Below are 20,031 nucleotides of genomic sequence, written 5' to 3'. Positions count from 1 at the left end.
ACCTCGGTGGCGTAAAGCAGGTCTGGAAGGGCACAGCATGGCAGGTGGCACCAAGCGGCTACCGCGTGCTGTCCGCGAACAGCAGATGCTCGACGCCGCCGTCGAGATGTTCTCGAAAAACGGCTACCACGAGACGTCCATGGACGCGATCGCCGCCAGAGCGCAGATCTCCAAGCCGATGCTCTACCTGTATTACGGCTCCAAGGAGGAGCTGTTCGGCGCCTGCCTGAACCGCGAGCTGACGCGGTTCATCGACGGTGTGAGCGAAGACATCGACCCCGAGCAGAGCCCGAAGGACTTGCTGCGCAACGCAATTCTGTCGTTCATGCGCTACATCGACGCCAACCGGGCGTCGTGGATAGTGATGTACACCCAGGCCACCAGCTCGCAGGCGTTCGCGCACACCGTGCGGGAGGGACGTGCGCGGATCATCGAGCTGGTCGCCCGACTACTGCAGAGCGGAACCAGGCACCCCGACCCCGACGCCGACTTCGAGATGATGGCGGTAGCGCTGGTCGGGGCGGGCGAGGCGGTGGCGACCCGGCTGAGCACCGGCGATACCGACGTCGACGAGGCGGCCGAACTGATGATCAACCTGTTCTGGCGCGGCCTCAAGGGCACGCCGTCGGATAGGGACGTGGCCGAAGTCGGCGGCGGTCAGTCCGGCGCGAGTGTCGGTTAGCGCGACCTGACCGTTCCCGTGAGGTAGGGGTATCCCTTGGCGATGTTGCGCAAGCTGATGTCCCAGCCACCTTCGACCTGATCGACGTACAGACCCGGACTGGCGGGCAGCACCACCGGTTTTCCGAACCGCACCGAATACGTGACCGCGTCGGGCAGGCCGGCCTCAAGGTTCGCCAATACCGCTGCGGCACTGAACATCCCGTGTGCGATGACGGTGGGGAAGCCGAACAGCTTGGCCCCGATCGGGTTGGTGTGGATCGGGTTGTGATCGCCGCCGACGGCGGCGTAGCGACGAATCTGGCCCGGGGTTATCCGCAGGATGGCGTTCGGCGGAGGCAACTTGGGCTGCTTCTGGGGCGGCGGTTTGGGCTCGTCGGACAGGCTGGTGCGCTGCTGATGCAGGAAGGTCGTCACCTGATGCCACGCGAGATCGTTGCCGACGCTGACATCGGACACCACATCGACAAGCAGGCCCTTGCGGTGTTCGCGAAGGTTCTCCGCATGCACCGCGATCCCGACCGTGTCGGTCACCGCGATCGGCCGGTATTGCTCGATGTGGTTTTCGGTATGCACGGCTCCCATTGCGGCGAAAGGAAAGTCGAATCCGGTCACCAGCGACATCACCGTCGGGAAGGTCAGCGCGAACGGATAGGTCAACGGAACGGTGTCGCCGTAGCGCAGCCCGGTGACCGCGGCATAGTCGGCCACGTTGGACCGGTCGATCTGCAGGTCCTGCACTTTCAGCATTCGGGTAGGCAGGGTGTCGCTGCGCGGCACGAACGGCAGCGCCCCGGCCGCCGCGCGCACGAGATTCTTCAAACCGCTTGGCTGTGTCACTTCACGCCCCCAACATTGCCTGGCCGCACACACGAATCACATTGCCGGTCACCGCGTTTGACGCCGGGCTGGCGAAGTAGGCGATGGTCTCGGCGACATCGACGGGCTGCCCGCCCTGAAACAGCGAGTTCATCCGACGGCCCACCTCGCGGGTTGCCAGCGGGATGGCGGCCGTCATCTGTGTTTCGATGAATCCCGGTGCGACGGCGTTGATCGTGATGCCCTTGCCGGCAAGCTCGGGCGCCAGGGCCTGGGCAAGGCCGATCATGCCGGCCTTGGTGGTGGCGTAGTTGGTCTGCCCGCGATTGCCCGCGATGCCGGCCATCGACGACAGCCCGATCACCCGGCCACCCTCGCCGATGCTGCCGTTGCCGACCAGTCCCTCGGTAAGTCGAAGCGGGGCAAGCAAATTGACGGCGAGCACGGCGTCCCACCGGGCATCGTCCATGTTGACCAGCAACTTGTCGCGGGTGATGCCGGCGTTGTTGACCAGGATGTCGGCCCGGCCGTTGTGGTGCTCACCCAGATGTTCGGTGATCTTCTCCACGGCGTCGTCCGCGGTGACGTCGAGGGTCAGCGCCGTACCGCCGACTCTGCTGGCTGTCTTTTCGAGCGCCTCGGCGGCCGCCTCGACGTCGATCGCTACCACCCGGGCTCCGTCGCGAGCGAACACCTCGGCAATCGTCGCGCCGATACCCCGGGCGGCGCCGGTGACGATGCCGGTCTTGCCGTCCAGCGGGCGGTCCCAGTCGCTCGGCGGGGTGGCATCCTCGGCGCCGACGTAGAACACCTGGCCGTCGACATAGGCCGACTTCGCCGACAGGATGAACCGCATCGTGGACTCCAGGCCGGTGGCGGCAGGTTTGGCGTCGGGGGCCAGGTAGACCAGCTGAGCGGTGGCGCCGCGGCGCAGCTCTTTGCCCAGGGAGCGGGTGAAGCCCTCCAGCGCGCGCTGCGCGATCCGCTCGTCGGTGCTGCCCGCCGCCTCGGGCGTGGTGCCGACGACGACGACGCGGCCGGAGGGGCCGAGGTTGCGCAGCAATGGGGTGAAGAACTCGTACAGCGCCTTCAACCCGGCCGGCGCGGTGATACCGGTGGCGTCGAAAACCAGCCCGCCGAACGAATCCGCCCAGCGGCCACCGAGATTGGCGCCCACCACGTCATAGTCCGTGTTCAGCGCCGCGCGCAGCGGCTCGACCACCCGGCCCTCACCGCCGATCAGCAGCGACCCGACCAGCGGCGGATCGCCGACCCGATAACGGCGCAACGGCTCGGGCTGCGGAACGCCGAGTTGCTTGGCCAGAAACGACCCGGGGCCGGAGTTGACGACCTGGGAGAATAGATCCGATGAAACCTTGGGGGCCACTGAGTTGCCTTCCGTATCGAGCCTGTCATCTGTCGACTACCGTATCGATAGCGAACTTACTCCAGAGTAAGATCAGTAGGTAGTATGCCTACTGGGTACTAATCGCGGATAACCCCCACCTGACGGAGATAAGCGTGAGTTTTGAAAGTTCTTCTTCAAGTTCCCAGCCGAAGGTCAACGCCGACGGGACCCGTTCGACGCGGCGCGTCGCCGTGCTGGGCGGCAACCGGATCCCGTTCGCGCGCTCCGACCGCGCGTACGCCGACGCGTCCAACCAGGACATGTTCACCGCCGCCTTGCGCGGGCTGGTCGACCGATTCGGCCTGGCCGGTGAACGGCTGGGCGCGGTGATCGGCGGTGCGGTGCTCAAGCACAGCCGCGACTTCAACCTGATGCGCGAATGCGTGCTGGGCTCGGCGCTGTCGTCCTACACGCCGGCGTTCGACATCCAGCAAGCCTGTGGGACAGGGCTGCAGGCGGCGATCGCCGCGGCCGACGGCATCGCCTCCGGCCGCTACGAGGTTGCCGCCGCCGGCGGGGTGGACACGACTTCCGATCCGCCGATCGGTTTCGGCGATAACCTGCGCCGCACGCTGCTGGCGCTGCGCCGGTCGAAATCCAACGTCGAGCGGCTGAAGTTGGTGGGCAAGCTGCCCGCGACGCTCGGGGTCGAGATCCCGGTGAACGCCGAACCTCGAACCGGGTTGTCGATGGGTGAGCACCAGGCGATCACCACCAAGCAGATGGGCATCAAGCGGGTCGATCAAGATGAGCTGGCCGCGGCCAGTCACCGCAACATGGCGGCCGCCTACGACCGGGGTTTCTTCGACGACCTGGTCACCCCATTTTTGGGTCTCTACCGCGACGACAACCTTCGGCCGGACGCGTCGGTGGACAAGCTGACCAAACTCAAGCCGGTGTTCGGCGTGAAAGCCGGCGACGCGACGATGACCGCAGGCAATTCCACGCCGCTGACCGACGGTGCCTCGGTGGCGTTGCTGGCCAGTGAGGAATGGGCCGCCGAGCACTCCCTGTCGCCACTTGCCTATTTCGTGGACGCCGAGACGGCCGCGGTCGACTATGTCAACGGCGCCGACGGACTGCTGATGGCGCCGACTTACGCGATACCCCGACTGCTGGCCCGCAACGGGCTGAGCCTGCAGGACTTTGATTTCTACGAATTCCACGAGGCTTTCGCCTCGGTGGTGCTCGCACACCTGCAGGCGCTGGAATCCGAGGAGTACTGCAAGCAGCGGCTGGGATTGGATGCCGCGTTGGGCTCCATCGACCGGTCCAAGCTCAACGTCAACGGTTCGTCGCTGGCCGCTGGTCACCCCTTCGCAGCCACAGGCGGGCGGATCCTCGCGCAGGCAGCCAAGCAACTGGCGGAGAAGAAGGCAAAGCAGCAGGGCGGGGGGAAAGACGCCGCGAAGCCGTTGCGCGCGCTGATCTCGATCTGTGCTGCCGGCGGCCAGGGCGTCGCCGCCATTCTCGAAGCCTGATACCGCAGGGCAGAAGGGCTTTCGGTCGCCAGGTAGCGACGTTTAGCAACGACACCGGACGGGTAACCGAGGAGTCGGATAGCTCCGTGTTGTCGTCCGACCCCCCGACCCGATGGCAGCGCGGGGCATCCTTGGATTAGGCCATACCTGTACCCCTACGGGGTGGCGTTAAGGGGCCGCCGCAGGAAAGAGGGGAGCCAGCGGCGGCCCCTTTTCGGCGCAAGCCTCCACGTGGATGAGCAGACGTAAAAGCCCCCGACACGCGGTTCGCGCGGGGGGCTTTTACGTCCGCTCGGCGAGGCTTAGAACGCTGCCTCGTCGAGCTCCATGATTTCGTTGTCGAGCGTCTCCAGCACCTGGCGAGTGCTGGTCAGCAGCGGCAGGAAGTTCTTCGCGAAGAACGACGCCACGGCGATCTTGCCCTCGTAGAAGGCCCGGTCGGCGTCGCTCACGCCGGCGTCGAGCGCCTCCAGCGCCACCGCGGCGTGACGCTGCAGCAACCAGCCGATCAGCAGGTCACCGACACTCATCAGGAAGCGCACCGAGCCCAGGCCCACCTTGTAGACACTGGTGACCTCCTCCTGCGCGGCCATCAGGTAGCTGGTCAGCGACGCGGCCATCGCCTGAACGTCGGCCAGCGCAGTGGCCAGCAACTCACGCTCGGCTTTGAGCCGGCCATTGCCCGACTCGTTCTTGACGAACTCCTCGATCTGGCTCGCCAGGTGGCCCAGCGCCACACCCTTGTCGCGGACGATCTTGCGGAAGAAGAAGTCCTGCGCCTGGATGGCGGTGGTGCCCTCGTAGAGCGAGTCGATCTTGGCGTCGCGGATGTACTGCTCGACCGGGTAGTCCTGCAGGAAGCCCGAACCACCGAACGTCTGCAGGCTCTCGGTCAGCTTGGCGTAGGCCTGCTCCGAGCCGACACCCTTGACCACCGGCAGCAACAGGTCGTTGACCTTGACCGCCAGCTCGGGGTCGATGCCGTGCACCGCAGTGGCCACGGCCGCGTCCTGGAAGGTACCGGTGTAGGTGTAGAGCGCGCGTAGACCCTCGGCGTACGCCTTCTGCGTCATCAGGCTGCGACGCACATCGGGGTGATGAGTGATCGTCACCCGCGGCGCGGTCTTGTCGGTCATCTGGGTCAGGTCGGCGCCCTGCACACGCTCCTTGGCGTAGTCCAACGCATTGAGGTAGCCGGTGGACAGCGTCGCAATGGCCTTGGTACCGACCATCATTCGGGCCTGCTCGATGACCTCGAACATCTGCGCGATGCCGTTGTGCACCTCGCCGACCAGCCAGCCCTTGGCGGGAACGCCATGCTGACCGAACGACAGCTCACAGGTCGCGGAAACCTTCAGGCCCATCTTGTGCTCGACATTGGTGACGAACACGCCGTTACGCTCGCCGAGCTCACCGGTCTCGAAGTCGAACAGGAACTTGGGCACGAAGAACAGCGACAGGCCCTTGGTGCCCGGCCCTGCGCCCTCGGGGCGGGCCAGCACCAAGTGGAAAATATTCTCGAACAGGTCGCCGGAGTCACCGGACGTGATGAACCGCTTGACACCGTCGATGTGCCACGACCCGTCGTCCTGCTTGACCGCCTTGGTCCGGCCGGCGCCGACGTCCGAACCAGCGTCCGGCTCGGTGAGCACCATGGTCGAACCCCAGCCGCGCTCAGCGGCCAGGACGGCCCACTTCTTCTGCTCTTCGGTGCCGAGGTGGTAGAGGATGTTGGCGAATCCAGCGCCGCCGGCATACATCCAGACCGCGGGGTTGGCGCCCAGAAGGTGCTCATGCAGCGCCCACACCAACGCCTTGGGCATCGGGGTGCCGCCGAGCGCCTCATCGATACCGACCTTGTCCCAACCGGCATCGAGCACCGCGTGAACGGACTTCTTGAACGACTCGGGCAGCGTCACCGAGTGTGTCTCCGGGTCGAAGACCGGGGGATTCCGGTCGCCCTCGACGAACGACCCGGCGACTGGGCCCTCGGCCAGCCGGCTCATCTCCGCCAGCATCTCGCGGGCAGTGTCGGTGTCCAGGTCGCCGTAGTCGCCGTCACCGAGTGCCTTGTCGACACCGAAGACCTCGAACAGGTTGAATACCTGGTCACGGACATTGCTCTTGTAGTGGCTCACTATTCCTCCTCGATGAGAACGCCACCTTGGTTGGGTACTAGGGCTAAGTTACCCACCAGTAACAGGGCCAACTATACCGATCGGTAACTTCAATGCAAGCAAGTGTGAGCTAAATTCCACTGCCTAATTAACCAACCGGTTGGCATGGCCCTCGTGGATGCGGTGATATGCTGGTCTACCTGCGGCGATGGCGAATCCGCGGCAACTGTGTCGATGGTCACGCGACTCGTCGTAGCGGACCTTGGCGACCCCTCGCGGCCGTCTCCGCGGGGGTGTGAGGCCGGCCGAGTAAGGTCGGCAATGCGAATCCCGTCGATGCGAATGAACACCGGTGAACTCACCTGAAAAGCTGACGCCCTCGTCCCTGCGCGAGGCCTTCGGCCACTTTCCGTCCGGGGTGATCGCCATCGCCGCAGAAGTCCGCGGGGTCCGCGAAGGGCTCGCGGCGAGCACCTTCGTCCCGGTGTCGCTGGACCCGCCGCTGGTGTCGTTCTGTGTGCAGAACACGTCGACCACCTGGCCGAAACTCAGGGACGTGCCGGCGCTGGGCATCAGCGTGCTCGGCGAAGCGCACGACGCGGCCGCGCGCGCACTGGCCGCGAAGACCGGCGACCGGTTCGCCGGTTTGGAAACGGTCTCCAACGGCAGCGGTGCGGTCTTCATCAAGGGCACCGGCGTGTGGTTGGAAAGCGCGATCGAGCAACTGATACCCGCGGGGGATCACACGATAGTCGTGCTGCGCGTCAGCGATGTTCGGGTCGACCCCGAGGTAGCGCCGATCGTGTTCCACCGCAGCGTCTTCCGCCGCCTCGGCGCCTAAAGACCCGGTGTGCTCAGCCTAGCGACGGAACAACTTGTTGCCCAGCCACACCACGGGGTCGTACCGGCGGCCGGCGACGCGTTCCTTCATCGGGATGATCGCGTTGTCGGTGATCTTGATACTTTCGGGGCAAACCTCGGTGCAGCACTTGGTGATGTTGCACAACCCGAGACCGGCCTCGTCCTGGGCCAGATCCCGCCGATCCGCGGTGTCGAGCGGATGCATCTCCAGTTCCGCCACCCTGATGAAAAAGCGCGGCCCGGCGAACGCCTGCTTGTTCTCTTCATGGTCGCGGATCACATGGCAGACGTTCTGGCACAAGAAGCATTCGATGCACTTGCGGAACTCTTGGGAACGCTCCACATCCTGCTGCGCCATCCGGTACTCGCCGGGCTGAAGGTCCTTGGGCGGGGTGAATGACGGGATCTCACGGGCTTTCTCGTAGTTGAACGAGACGTCGGTGACCAGATCGCGGATCACCGGGAAGGTCCGCAGCGGTGTCACGGTGACCAGCTCGTCTTCGGCGAACGTCGACATCCGCGTCATGCACATCAGCCGCGGTCGGCCGTTGATCTCCGCCGAGCACGATCCGCACTTGCCGGCCTTGCAGTTCCAGCGCACCGCGAGGTCGGGTGTTTGGGTCTGCTGCAGCCGATGGATGACGTCGAGCACCACCTCGCCCTCGTTGACCTCGACGGTGAAGTCCTGCAGGGCGCCGCCACTCTCGTCACCGCGCCACACCCGCATGCTGGCGTTGTAGGTCATTTAGGTACTCCGTCCTGGGTGCTCGGCCAGCTCCTCGTCGGTGTAGTACTTCTCCAGCTCGGAGATCTCGAAGAGCTCCAGCAAGTCGGCCCGCATCGGAACCTGCGCCTCACGGGTGACGCTGATGTGGGGCAAGGCGGAATCACCTTCTGTCCGGCACACCAACAAGGTGTTGCGCCACGTGGCGTCCATAGCGGGATGGTCGTCGCGGGTATGCCCGCCGCGGCTTTCGGTGCGCTCCAGCGCGGCCTTGGCCACGCACTCGCTGACCAGCAGCATGTTGCGCAGGTCGATGGCCAGGTGCCACCCCGGGTTGTATTGGCGATGCCCTTCGACTTGCAGATTGGCGAATCGGGCCCGCAGCTCCTCCAGCCGCGACAGCGCCTGGGAAATCTCGTCGGCCTTGCGGATGATGCCCACCAACTCGTTCATGGTGTCCTGCAGGTCGATCTGCAGCTTGTACGGATTCTCCGCCGGCGAGCCATCTTTCGGCCCGTCGAACGGCGAGAGCGCCAGCTTGGCGGCGGCCTCGACCGCATCCTCGGAAACCGAGGGGCGGCTGCTGAGCGCCCGCACGTAGTCGGCGGCCCCCAGGCCTGCGCGCCGGCCGAACACCAACAGGTCCGACAGCGAGTTGCCGCCCAACCGGTTTGAGCCGTGCATGCCGCCGGAGCACTCCCCGGCCGCGAACAGGCCGGGAACCGTGGCCGCGCCGGTGTCCGGGTCGACCTCCACGCCGCCCATCACGTAATGGCAGGTCGGTCCGACTTCCATCGGCTCCTTGGTGATGTCGACCCCGGCCAGCTCCATGAACTGGTGATACATCGAGGGGAGTCGACGCTTGATCTCCGCGGGCGTCAGCCGTGACGCGATGTCGAGGTAGACCCCGCCGTGCGGGGTGCCGCGGCCGGCCTTGACTTCGGAGTTGATCGCGCGCGCCACCTCGTCACGGGGCAGCAGATCCGGGGTGCGGCGGGCCGAGTCGTTGTCCTTGAGCCACTGGTCGGCCTCTTGCTCGGTTTCGGCGTATTGCCCTTTGAACACCGGCGGGATGTAGTCGAACATGAACCGCTTGTCATCGGAGTTCTTGAGCACTCCGCCATCTCCGCGGACACCCTCGGTGACCAGGATTCCCTTCACGCTGGGGGGCCATACCATGCCGGTGGGGTGGAACTGCACGAACTCCATGTTGATCAGCGTCGCGCCGGCCCGCAGCGCCAGCGCGTGCCCGTCGCCGGTGTACTCCCAGGAGTTCGATGTCACCTTGAACGACTTGCCGATCCCCCCGGTGGCCAGCACGACCGCGGGAGCCTCGAACAACAGGAACCGGCCGGTCTCGCGCCAGTAGCCGAACGCGCCCGAGATCCGATCGCCGTCCTTGAGCAGCTCGGTGATCGTGCATTCGGCGAACACCTTGATCCGCGCCTCGTAGTCGCCGAGTTCGGCGTGATCCTCTTGCTGCAGCGACACGATCTTCTGCTGCATCGTGCGGATCAACTCCAACCCGGTGCGGTCACCGACGTGCGCCAGCCGCGCATAGGTGTGCCCGCCGAAGTTGCGCTGGCTGATCCGGCCGTCCTTGGTGCGGTCGAACAGCGCGCCGTAGGTCTCCAGTTCCCAGACCCGGTCCGGTGCCTCCTTGGCGTGGAGTTCGGCCATTCGCCAGTTGTTCAGGAACTTCCCGCCACGCATGGTGTCGCCGAAGTGCACTTGCCAGTTGTCTTTGGGATTGGAGTTGCCCATCGACGCGGCGCAGCCGCCCTCGGCCATCACCGTGTGGGCCTTGCCGAACAACGACTTGCACACCACCGCGACCTTCAGGCCGCGTTCCCGCGCCTCGATGACCGCGCGCAGGCCTGCGCCGCCGGCACCGATCACGACGACGTCGTAGGAGTGCCGTTCGACCTCAGTCATGAAACCTCACTCAACTCTTACCGTGCTGAAATAATTTGTCAGCCAATGAATCTCAGGTCGTGGATGGTGCCACTGGCGACCAGCATGATGTAGAAGTCAGTCAAAATCAGCGTGCCCAACGTGATCCAAGCCCACTGCATGTGCTTGGTGTTGATCACACTGACCTGCGTCCAGAGCCAGTAGCGCACCGGATGCCTGGAGAAGTGCTTGAGCCGGCCGCCGGTGACATGCCGGCAGGAGTGGCAGGACAGGGTGTAGATCCACAGCAGAATCACGTTGGCCGTGAGAATGATGTTGCCCAGTCCGAAGCCGAAACCGCTCGGCGAGTGGAAGGACTTGATGACGTCGTAGGTGTTGATGATCGAGATGATGCACGCCGCGTAGAAGAAGTAGCGGTGGATGTTCTGCAAAATCAGGGGGAACCGCGTCTCGCCGGTGTAAGCCGAATGTGGTTCTGCCACAGCGCATGCCGGTGGTGACTGCCAGACCGTGCGGTAGTAGGCCTTGCGGTAGTAGTAACAGGTCAACCGGAAGGCCAGCAGAAACGGCAGCGAGATGAACGCCATCGGGATGAACCACGGCAGCTCGCCAACCCATGCCCCGAAGTGCCGGGCGCCTTCCACACATGACTCGCTGACACAAGGCGAGTAGAACGGCGTCAGGTAGTGGTAGTCCTCGACGTAATAGGCGCTGCCCCAGAACGCCCGGACCGTCGCATAGATGACAAACACCGAGAAGCCAAGATCGGTCCAGAAGATCGGCAGCCACCATCGGTCGGTGCGCAGTTTGCGTTGCGGCAATTGGGCGCGTGTCGGAGAGAAGACTCCGGTGGCAGGGCGGTCCGCCGTGGGTGCACTCATTGTGATGTGATCCTCTTCGCGTGGGCTGCTGGCAGAGTACTCACATCGCAGCGCCCCGCTGTTAGCGGGGGCGGGTCAGGACCGGCTGTGCCCGCCGACGCCTTCGTCGTCGACGTCACGCCAGAACTCGGTGTCATATTGGGTGTCGGGGATCGGGATCTTCTCGCCGGAGTGAGTGACGTTGTGCCGGGCCAGATCCAGCTCGCCGGCGTCGATATCGAGCAACTCGACGTCGTTGAGGATCCGCTCGGCGTCGTTGACGATCCGTCGCATCGCCGGGGTGTCGCCGTACCGCGACTTCAAAGCCGTCACGCACCGCCGCAGGCCACCGATGAGGTCGTGAAGTTCGGCGAGTTCAGTAGTGCTGGACAACGGATCTCCCTGATGAGGTGTCATGGATCACAGTACGTCACCCGATACTATCCACCGCCCACACGCCTCGTGAGACAGGTCACTTGGGCGCGACTGTGCAGCCAGACGCCCGCTCGTCGCCGAACGTGCGCCCAGCCGCACTCTCGAGCCGGCCGGTCAACGCAAGCAGCCCCCGACACGCCGTGCGCGCGGGGGCTTTTGCGTTATCGGACTACTTGGTGATCGCGATGCGCTTGGCCTGGGTTCCGGCGTATGCGCCGGCCACCCGGACGGTCAGCACGCCCGCGTCATACGACGCCGAGACGGCCTCGCTGGTGATGTGCGCCGGCAGCTCGAATGACCGGCGGAACGACCCGTAGCGGACCTCGCGCAGCGTGCGCCCGTCCTTCTCCTCAGCGTGCTCGTCGCGACGCTCGCCGTGGATGACCAGGCTTCCGTTGTCGAGCTCGACGTTGACGTCCTTTTCGACGTCCACGCCCGGCAGCTCGAGGCGGACCACCGCATCCTCGCCGTCCTTGACGATTTCCGCGGCAGGGCTGAACCCAGCGGTTACCGGCTTGAACCAGTCGCTTGCGGCGGACGGACCGAAGAAGTCGCGCATCCAACGGTCGACGTCCCAAGCGGGCCGCGACCACAACGTCAGGTTGCTCATTGGTGTCTCCTAGTGCTCTGTGATTGCCGGCACTGCGCCGGTGCTACTGGTATAAACATGAGTCGACCACGCTTAAGTTCCACCTGCGTGTTCGCCAGAAGTGAATCGGGTACAGAAACAAGCTCACACTCGTCCGGACGGGTTGTGAGGACACTGTCATGGCGGCGTCACATTCAGCCATATTTCGGCAATATCGCCTTCCTAACCTCGTGATATGTCCTCAGCCGGGAACGCGCGCACCCCCCGCGACGTCGTCGTCGTCGGGCACGGGATGGTGGGCCACCGGCTGGTCGAGGCGCTGCGGGCTCGGGATACCGACGGTTCGTGGCGCATCACCGTACTGGCCGAGGAGTCGGACGCGGCCTACGACCGGGTCGGCCTGACCGGCTACACCGAGCATTGGGAGCGCGACCTGCTGGCGCTGCCCGGCAACGACTACGCCGGCGACGATCGGGTCCGGCTGTGTTTGCGCAGCCGCGTGATCGAGATCGACCGGACCGCCAAGGTCGTGCTGACCGCCGACGGCTTGCGGCATCGCTACGACGCGCTGGTGCTAGCGACCGGTTCCTACGCGTTCGTCCCGCCGGTGCCCGGTCACGACCTGCCCGAGTGCCACGTCTACCGCACGCTCGACGACCTCGACGCGATCCGCGCCGACGCCAAGCGCACGCTGGACGCCGGGCACACCCGCGCCGGTGTGGTGATCGGCGGGGGACTCTTGGGGCTGGAAGCGGCAAACGCGCTGCGCCAGTTCGGTTTGCACACGCACATCGTCGAGATGATGCCGAGGTTGATGGCTCAGCAACTCGACGAGGCCGGCGGCGCACTGCTGGGAAGGATGATCGCCGACCTCGGCATCGCCATGCACCTCGGCGTGGGCACCGATGCGATTGAATCGGTTGAGCACTCGGACGGCGCCCGTTCGGTGCGGGTGCGGCTCGCGGACAGTGAGGTCATCGACGCCGGGCTGGTCATCTTCGCCGCCGGCATCCGTCCCCGCGACGAACTGGCCATTGCGGCGGGCTTGAGCGTCGCCGAGCGGGGTGGGGTACTCACCGACTTGTCTTGCCGGACAAACGATCCCGACATCTACGCCGTCGGCGAAGTGGCCGCCATCGAGGGGCGCTGCTACGGCCTGGTCGGTCCCGGCTACACCAGCGCCGAGGTGGTGGCCGACCGCTTGCTGGACGGCGCTGCGGAGTTTCCCGGTGCCGACATGTCGACGAAGCTCAAATTGCTCGGCGTCGACGTCGCCAGTTTCGGCGATGCGCTGGGGGCCACCCCGGACTGCCTCGAGGTCGCGGTCCATGACGCGGTGAAGCGCACGTACGCCAAGCTGGTGCTCTCCGACGACGCGAAGACGCTGCTGGGCGGCGTGCTGGTCGGTGACGTCTCGTCGTACGGGGTGCTGCGACCGATGGTCGGCGCCGAGCTGCCCGGGGATCCGATGGCCTTGATCGCACCGGCCCAATCCGGCAGCGGCGCAACCGGTTTGGGTGTCGGTGCGTTGCCGGATTCGGCGCAGATCTGCTCGTGCAACAACGTCACCAAAGGTGATTTGACCGCGGCGATCGCCGATGGCTGTGCCGATGTGGCTGCGCTCAAGTCATGCACTGCGGCCGGCACGTCGTGCGGTTCCTGCGTCCCGATGCTCAAGCAGCTGCTCGAGGCCGAGGGCGTGCAGCAGTCCAAGGCGCTCTGCGAGCACTTCAGCCAGTCGCGCGCCGAGCTGTTCGAGATCATCTCCGCCACCGAGATCCGGACGTTTTCCGGCCTGCTGGAGCGCTTCGGTACCGGAAAAGGCTGCGACATCTGCAAACCCGCCGTCGCCTCTATCCTGGCGTCTACCGGCTCCGAGCACATCCTCGACGGCGAACAGGCCTCCCTGCAGGACTCCAACGACCACTTCCTGGCCAACATTCAGCGCAACGGCAGCTACTCCGTTGTGCCGCGGGTGCCCGGCGGTGACATCAAGCCCGAACACCTGATTCTGATCGGCCAGATCGCGCAGGACTTCGGGCTGTACACCAAGATCACCGGCGGGCAACGCATCGACCTGTTCGGTGCCCGCGTCGACCAGCTGCCGCAGATCTGGAAGCGGCTGGTCGACGGCGGCATGGAATCCGGTCACGCCTACGGCAAGGCGGTGCGCACGGTGAAAAGCTGCGTGGGAACCGACTGGTGCCGCTACGGCGTGCAGGACTCGGTGCAGATGGCCATCGACTTGGAGCTGCGCTACCGCGGACTGCGGGCGCCACACAAGATCAAGCTCGGTGTGTCCGGCTGCGCGCGTGAGTGCGCCGAGGCGCGCAGCAAGGACGTCGGCGTCATCGCCACCGAAAAGGGCTGGAACCTCTACGTCGGCGGCAACGGCGGCTTTACGCCCAAGCACGCGCAGTTGCTCGCCAGCGACCTCGATGACAAGACGTTGGTCCGCTATATCGACCGATTCCTGATGTTCTACATCCGCACCGCCGACCGGCTGCAGCGCACCGCGCCGTGGATCGAATCACTCGACGGCGGGCTGGACCACGTGCGCGACGTGGTCTGCAACGACTCCCTGGGCCTGGCCGAGGAATTCGAGGCGGCGATGGAACGGCATGTGGCCAACTACAAGTGCGAATGGAAAGGCGTACTGGAGGATCCGGCCAAACTGTCTCGGTTCGTGTCCTTCGTCAACGCCCCCGACGCCGTCGACTCGACGGTGGCGTTCACCGAATACAACGGACGCAAACGGCCCGCGGCACCCGACACCGACGGTCGGGCCGAGCCGGTGCTCATCGGTATGCCGCAGGTGCGGGCATGACACGACAAGAGAATGAGGTGATCTCATGACAGCGCTACTTGACGACACTGCCCAGATGCTCGACCGATCCTGGACAGTGGCGTGCGCCTACGACTACCTCATCCCCGGCCGTGGTGTCGGCGTGCTGCTCGACGACGGCTCCCAGGCGGCGTTGTTCCGGCTCGAGGATGGATCGTTGCGCGCGCTGGGAAACGTCGACCCGTTCTCCGGCGCCGCCGTGTTGTCCCGCGGTCTGGTCGGGGATCGCGGCGGGCGCGCCGTCGTTCAATCGCCCATCGGCAAGCAGGCTTTCAGCCTTGACGACGGCCGTTGTCTCGACGATCCTGCTATGACGGTTCCGGTTTATCCGACGCGCCTCGTCGAGGGGATCGTGCAGGTGGGTCGGTAAGGCCGCTCGGCGCCGACGAATCGGCGGGCGATCAACCGCGCCAGCCCGGGATGCGTCCCTATCGGATCGCTGACGATGTCCGCGCCGCTGCTGCGCAGCCGCTCTTGAAAGAGCCCTTCGGCCAACAGATATGACGCCACCGCCACTCGAGCCCGAGAGCGGCGGCGCGCGTCGGCCACCGCCGTGGGCACACTCGGCTCGCCGGTGGCGGCAAACGCCAACTCCACCCTCGAGCCGGTCAGCGCGGACAGCATCCCGGCGGCGACGCGCAGGTCGACACGCGCTGCCGGATCCGATGTACCCGCCGCCGCCAGGATCACCGAATCACCCGGACACCAACCGGCTTTGCGCAACTGCTGAGCCACCAGCCGGGCCACCTGCGCGTCGGGCCCCAGCGCCGCGGTGACCGTGACATCGGGATGCCCGCTCGCCTCGACGTGAGCGGGCACGTCGACGCGGACATGGTATCCGCGGGACAGAAACGCCGGTACCACGACGGCCGCGCGGCCGGTTTCCGCCGCACAGGACAGTACCTCGCTCGGCGCGGGCCCCAGCACGTCGACGAACGCGGTCCGCACCGGGTGAGCAACCAGCGCGCTGACCTGTTGAGCGAGGTCGCCGATCATCGCGACGCCTTCGGGTCTGCGGGTGCCGTGGGCGACCATGACCAGATTCATGCCGCATCCGAATTCTCGTCGACGGCCAACCGATAGCCTCGCTTGACGACGGTGGCCACAATGTTCTTGTCGCCCAACGCCGTTCGCAATCTCAACACCGCCGTATCCACCGCATGGGGATCGGTGCCGTTGCCGGGGAGAGCCCGTAGCAGCTCGGTGCGAGCCACCACCACGCCCGGGCGTTGCGCCAACGCGCGCAAGGTGGCCATCGCGGCCGGTGACAGCGACCTGACCGTGCCGTCGACCACCACGCAGGAACCGCGGATCTCGATGCGGTGACCGGCGGCGTGCACCGTGCGCGACCGCAGCGCCGGCAACTCCTCGGCGATGTGCCTGGCCAGCGCTCCCAACCGCATCCGTGAGGGCGACGACGTCGGAACCCCCTCCCGCGCCAACGGCTGTGCGGTGACCGGGCCCACGCACATCGCGTGCACGTCGGTGCTGAGTGCGTCGAGTAGCTGGTCGAAGATGCCGAGATCGCGGGCCCGCATCAGCGTCGCCGCCGCCGCCGGTGCCGAGGTGAAACTGACGGCGTCGAACTGCCGTTGGGCGATCTGGGTGATCAGCTGATCGAACTCGCCACCCGCGCGCGCCGGTAGCCACCGGTATACCCGGATCGGCACGACATCGGCGCCCGCGGAGCGCAGTTCGTCGAGAAACTCCGGGAACGGGTCCCAGTCCTTGGTGGCGCCGTGCAGCTGGACCGCGATACGACAACCGGCAACGCCGCACTCCAGCAGATAACGCAGGACCTCGCGCAACGATTCGGAATCCGGAGACCACTCCTCGCGCAGGCCGGCGGCGCGCAACGCGCCGGTCGCCTTCGGCCCGCGGGACACGATCCGAGCGTCGAAGAGCGCCGCGGTCAGCGAGTTGGCCAGTCCCCACCCGTCGGCGGCGGCGATCCACCCGTGGAATCCGATGCCGGTCGTCGCGATCAGGATGTCTGGCGGATCGGCCACCAAAGCCTCGGTGTGACGGTGCAATTCGTCATCGTCCGGTAAGGCGACCATGGTGATCGCCGCCGCACTGGCGACCGTTGCGCCCTGGCGGCGCAGTAACGCGCACAGCTCGTCGGCGCGCCGCGCGGATGTGACCGCCACTCGATAACCGGTGAGTGGCGGCGCGGCTGCCTGACTCATATTGATTGTGTATGCCCAACAGATTTCGGTCGCGTTACCCGGCAATTGCCGACGCGTTGCCCTGCTCTGCGGTGTCGCTCACACGCGAGCGCGCCGACGCCCACCTGCGGCTAAGCTGCGGCCGGCACGGCGGTCGGGGAGGCGACCTCGGAACTCACAGCCGGCGCGGAGACCGGCCGGCGGACATACATCGTCCAGGTGAGAAGTGAAGCCGCGCAGTAGAACGACACGAAGACCCAGAACGCGGAGGTTGCCGACCCGCTGGTCAAGTAGGACTGTCGCAGCGCCAGGTTGATACCGACGCCGCCGAGCGCGCCGATGGCGCCGGCCAGCCCGATCAGCGCCCCGGACATCGCCCGCGACCAGTGCTGCCGTTCGAGCTCACTGGCATCCAGTGAGCGGCTGCGTGCCTCGAAGATCGACGGGATCATCTTGTACACGGAGCCATTTCCTATGCCGGACAACACAAACAGCGCAACGAAACCGATGACGTAGCCGACCATGGTGGCGCCCGTCGCCGGACCGCGGCTGTGCTCGTCGAGCGTGCTGACCCCGATCAGCAATCCCGCGGCGGCGATCATGGCGGTGAAGGTGGCAAGGGTGATGCGGCCACCGCCGAGGCGGTCGGCGAGCCGACCGCCGACGACCCGGGCCAGCGATCCCAGCAGCGGCCCGAGGAATGCGATCTGGGAAGCGTGTAGGGCGGCTTGCGCGGCGCTTTGACCGCTGGCGGCGAAGTTGATCTGCAGTATCTGGCCGAACGCGAACGAAAAGCCGATGAACGACCCGAAGGTGCCGATGTACAAGAGTGCGACGGCCCAGGTGTCGCGCATGGACAGGATCGAGCGCATTGCGGTCACGTCGATCTTGTGATGGTCGAGGTTGTCCATGAACAGCGCGGCGGCGATGCCTGTCGCGGACAAGAAGACCAGGTAGACCGCGCATACCCAGTACGGCTGCCGGTTACCGGCGATGGCGAGGACCAAAAGGCCGATCAGCTGGATCACCGGCACCCCGAGGTTGCCCCCGCCGGCGTTGACCGCCAGTGCCCATCCCTTGAGCCGCTGCGGGTAAAACGCGTTGACATTTGTCATCGACGCCGCGAAGTTTCCGCCGCCCAGACCGGTCAGCGCCGCGCAGACCAGATACGGCCACATCGGCAGCCCGGGGTGAGCCAGCAACCAGATGGTGCCCAGGGTCGGGATCAACAGCACGAACGCGGAGAACATGGTCCAGTTGCGGCCGCCGAACGTCGCGGTCGCCAGGGTGTAGGGAATCCGCAGAAAAGCGCCGACCAGGGTGGCGGTGGCGGCCAGCAGGAACTTGTCGCCGGCCGAGAAACCGTAGACCGCCTGCGGCATGAACAGCACCAGCACCGACCAGATGGACCAGATCGAGAAGCCGAGATGCTCGGCGACCGTCGACCAGATCAGGTTGCGGCGCGCGATGTTCTTGTTGCCGGCTTCCCAGGCCACTGTGTCCTCGGGATCCCAGTCGGTTATCAGATGCGAACGTGGCATGCGTTCAAACTAGGAATCCTTTGTTGCCCGAAAGCGCTCCGTCGTGACCCGGGTGTGAACATCCGCTCACCGGCGCGTTCGCGACGGTGTGAGGCCGCAGCTCAGGGCCGTCTTACCAGACGTCGCCGTCGCGCCAGTCGCAGGTCAGCGCCGCCGCGGTATCCAGGCTGAGCCCGACCGGCAGGACGAACACCGTGCCGTCGTCGTCAGGAGTGCGGGTCACCCCGGTGGGCGCCAGCACCGACGTCGGGCCCTGCCACGGCAGCCAGCCGCGCAGCGTGTAGAGCCGCCTGCCGCGGTCCGAGGAACTCAGTGCCCCAAGCCGATAGCCGCCGCGGATCACTTGTTCGCAGGCGTCGAGTATCGCGATCGCCAGTCCTTGGCCGCGCCAGTCTTCCCGCACGGCCACGGCTTCCACGTAGCCGCAGCGCAACGCGGTGCCGCGGTAGAGCAGCCGCCGTTGCACCACGGCGCCGTGCGCGATGATCGCGCCGTGATCCAAGATCAGGGCATGCATCCCGCCCAGCGTGTGATCCCAATCGGTGTCGGAGAACTCTCCGGCGAAAGCGTCGGTGACCATTTCATGGGCGCCCTGCCGGGTTTCGCTGTCGAGGTCGGCGGTGTGAATCAGGCGTGCCGTATGCACTGGGGTGCGCACACTGCCGGTCTACCAGGTTTCACGCGCCAGCGGCAGCCGAAGTCATTTCGGAACCGTGTGGAGAGCGAGGCCGCGACCAATGCAGCCGCACATACTGCCCCGGGCGCACCTGGGCGACCTTGTCGATGTCCTCGTCGGCCACCACGCCGGCCACCGGATAGCCGCCGGTGACGGGGTGGTCAGGTCCGAGGATCACCGGTAAACCGTTGGGCGGCACCTGGATCGCACCGCGGGTGGCTCCTTCGCTGGGCAGCTGACGATCCGGCCACCGATACCGCAGTGGGCGTCCCTCCAACCGCATCCCCACCCGGTCGCTGCGGTCGGACGCCATCCAGATTGTGTGCACCAGCGCGTCGGGGTCGTCGAGCCACTCGTCGCGCGGCCCGGGCACCACCAGAAGTTCGACCAGATGCTCCTCGATCGCCGCGACCGGCGCCTGCTCGAGTTCGGGGTAGTCATCGCTGTGCTCACCGATCGGCAGCACATCTCCGGGCTGCAGCGGCAACGGTCCGATCGCCGACATGACGTCATAGCTGCGTGACCCCAGCACGGGTGTGACGTCGATGCCGCCGCGCACTCCCAGATAGCTGCGCAGCCCCGCGTACGGGGAACCCATCGAGATGACTTCGCCATCACGGACGTGGTGAATACTGTTGGTACCAAACGCAATACCGTTGACACTCGGATCGGTGTCAGCACCGGTGACCGCGATGTCGACGTCGCCGCCGCGAACCCGTGCAGCGAACCCGCCGAAGGTCACCTCGATGGTGGCGCGGTCGTCGGGGTTGGCCAGCAGCCGGTTCGCCAGCGTGTGCGACCGGCGGTCGGCCGCCCCGGAGCGGGTGACGCCAAGGTGGGCCAGCCCGACCCGGCCGAGGTCCTGAACAAGCGCCAGCGGTCCGGGGCGCAGGATTTCCAGCGTGGTCACAA

18 protein-coding genes are annotated in these 20,031 nt (G+C 66.0%); 5 read left to right on the top strand and 13 right to left on the bottom strand.

Translation table 11 applies throughout. From position 1 onward, the window contains the following. Positions 1-37 precede the first annotated feature (37 nt). Positions 38-682 carry a TetR/AcrR family transcriptional regulator gene (locus AWC06_RS16480; RefSeq protein ID WP_085199090.1) on the top strand — a complete coding sequence of 215 codons (645 nt, stop codon included), beginning with the start codon at positions 38-40 and terminating at the stop codon, positions 680-682. Here the strand turns inward: AWC06_RS16480 and AWC06_RS16475 are convergent. After that, a complete protein-coding gene (locus AWC06_RS16475; RefSeq protein WP_085199089.1) occupies positions 679-1,521 on the bottom strand; it encodes a MaoC/PaaZ C-terminal domain-containing protein in 843 nt (280 codons plus the stop codon). The two genes, AWC06_RS16480 and AWC06_RS16475, sit on opposite strands and share 4 nt — an antisense overlap. A gap of 1 nt (position 1,522) precedes the next feature. After that, positions 1,523-2,887, bottom strand: a complete 1,365-nt coding sequence (locus AWC06_RS16470; RefSeq protein ID WP_085199088.1) for a 3-oxoacyl-ACP reductase — start codon at positions 2,885-2,887, stop codon at positions 1,523-1,525. Between the two features lie 134 nt (positions 2,888-3,021). On the opposite strand from AWC06_RS16470, the gene AWC06_RS16465 reads away from it, so the two are divergent. After that, a complete protein-coding gene (locus tag AWC06_RS16465; protein ID WP_085199087.1) occupies positions 3,022-4,389 on the top strand; it encodes an acetyl-CoA C-acetyltransferase in 1,368 nt (455 codons plus the stop codon). Between the two features lie 302 nt (positions 4,390-4,691). Here AWC06_RS16465 and AWC06_RS16460 read toward each other — a convergent pair whose 3' ends face one another. Further along, on the bottom strand, positions 4,692-6,527 hold the full coding sequence (locus AWC06_RS16460; protein ID WP_085199086.1) for an acyl-CoA dehydrogenase: 1,836 nt from the start codon (positions 6,525-6,527) through the stop codon (positions 4,692-4,694). Positions 6,528-6,858: 331 nt separating this feature from the next. Here AWC06_RS16460 and AWC06_RS16455 point away from each other — a divergent pair, with 331 nt between their 5' ends. Further along, complete coding sequence (locus AWC06_RS16455) at positions 6,859-7,347, top strand: flavin reductase family protein (protein WP_085199085.1); 489 nt, start codon at positions 6,859-6,861, stop codon at positions 7,345-7,347. Between the two features lie 18 nt (positions 7,348-7,365). Here the strand turns inward: AWC06_RS16455 and AWC06_RS16450 are convergent, their stop codons facing one another. The 5 genes from AWC06_RS16450 to AWC06_RS16430 all read right to left on the bottom strand — a co-directional run bounded on the left by AWC06_RS16450 (position 7,366) and on the right by AWC06_RS16430 (position 11,910). Continuing rightward, positions 7,366-8,112: a succinate dehydrogenase/fumarate reductase iron-sulfur subunit gene (locus tag AWC06_RS16450; protein ID WP_085199084.1), complete on the bottom strand. Its 747-nt coding sequence runs from the start codon at positions 8,110-8,112 to the stop codon at positions 7,366-7,368. Beyond that, entirely contained in the window at positions 8,113-10,026 is a 1,914-nt protein-coding gene (locus AWC06_RS16445) for a fumarate reductase/succinate dehydrogenase flavoprotein subunit (protein WP_085199083.1), read from the bottom strand. Between the two features lie 38 nt (positions 10,027-10,064). Beyond that, entirely contained in the window at positions 10,065-10,886 is an 822-nt protein-coding gene (locus AWC06_RS16440; protein ID WP_085199082.1) for a hypothetical protein, read from the bottom strand. Between the two features lie 75 nt (positions 10,887-10,961). Beyond that, on the bottom strand, positions 10,962-11,258 hold the full coding sequence (locus AWC06_RS16435; RefSeq protein WP_169715367.1) for a hypothetical protein: 297 nt from the start codon (positions 11,256-11,258) through the stop codon (positions 10,962-10,964). A 211-nt stretch (positions 11,259-11,469) separates the two neighbouring features. After that, positions 11,470-11,910 (bottom strand): Hsp20/alpha crystallin family protein, encoded by a 441-nt coding sequence (locus AWC06_RS16430; protein ID WP_085199080.1) that lies wholly within the window; start codon positions 11,908-11,910, stop codon positions 11,470-11,472. Positions 11,911-12,124: 214 nt separating this feature from the next. Here AWC06_RS16430 and nirB point away from each other — a divergent pair, with 214 nt between their 5' ends. Together nirB and nirD are read left to right on the top strand one after the other, a co-directional pair. Then, on the top strand, positions 12,125-14,716 hold the full coding sequence (gene nirB, locus AWC06_RS16425; protein WP_085199079.1) for a nitrite reductase large subunit NirB: 2,592 nt from the start codon (positions 12,125-12,127) through the stop codon (positions 14,714-14,716). Positions 14,717-14,771: 55 nt separating this feature from the next. Further along, positions 14,772-15,104, top strand: coding sequence for a nitrite reductase small subunit NirD (gene nirD / locus AWC06_RS16420; RefSeq protein WP_139820091.1), 333 nt, complete (start codon positions 14,772-14,774; stop codon positions 15,102-15,104). Here the strand turns inward: nirD and AWC06_RS16415 are convergent. The 5 genes from AWC06_RS16415 to AWC06_RS16395 form a co-directional block, all read right to left on the bottom strand. Then, on the bottom strand, positions 15,059-15,781 hold the full coding sequence (locus AWC06_RS16415; RefSeq protein ID WP_085199077.1) for a sirohydrochlorin chelatase: 723 nt from the start codon (positions 15,779-15,781) through the stop codon (positions 15,059-15,061). The two genes, nirD and AWC06_RS16415, sit on opposite strands and share 46 nt — an antisense overlap. Then, positions 15,778-16,923 (bottom strand): uroporphyrinogen-III synthase, encoded by a 1,146-nt coding sequence (locus tag AWC06_RS16410; protein ID WP_085199076.1) that lies wholly within the window; start codon positions 16,921-16,923, stop codon positions 15,778-15,780. The genes AWC06_RS16415 and AWC06_RS16410 overlap by 4 nt, the downstream gene beginning before the upstream one ends. Before the next feature lie 110 nt (positions 16,924-17,033). Continuing rightward, complete coding sequence (locus tag AWC06_RS16405; protein WP_085199075.1) at positions 17,034-18,443, bottom strand: nitrate/nitrite transporter; 1,410 nt, start codon at positions 18,441-18,443, stop codon at positions 17,034-17,036. 112 nt (positions 18,444-18,555) lie between these two features. Next, positions 18,556-19,101: a GNAT family N-acetyltransferase gene (locus tag AWC06_RS16400; RefSeq protein WP_085199074.1), complete on the bottom strand. Its 546-nt coding sequence runs from the start codon at positions 19,099-19,101 to the stop codon at positions 18,556-18,558. A 19-nt stretch (positions 19,102-19,120) separates the two neighbouring features. Further along, positions 19,121-20,029 carry a 5-oxoprolinase/urea amidolyase family protein gene (locus AWC06_RS16395; RefSeq protein WP_139820088.1) on the bottom strand — a complete coding sequence of 303 codons (909 nt, stop codon included), beginning with the start codon at positions 20,027-20,029 and terminating at the stop codon, positions 19,121-19,123. Positions 20,030-20,031 lie beyond the last annotated feature (2 nt).

The organism is Mycobacterium fragae (genome assembly GCF_002102185.1).
GTDB classification, from domain to species: Bacteria; Actinomycetota; Actinomycetes; order Mycobacteriales; family Mycobacteriaceae; genus Mycobacterium; species Mycobacterium fragae.
The sequence above is the reverse complement of the archived record's forward strand: the minus strand, read 5'-3'. Positions and strand labels throughout refer to the sequence as shown.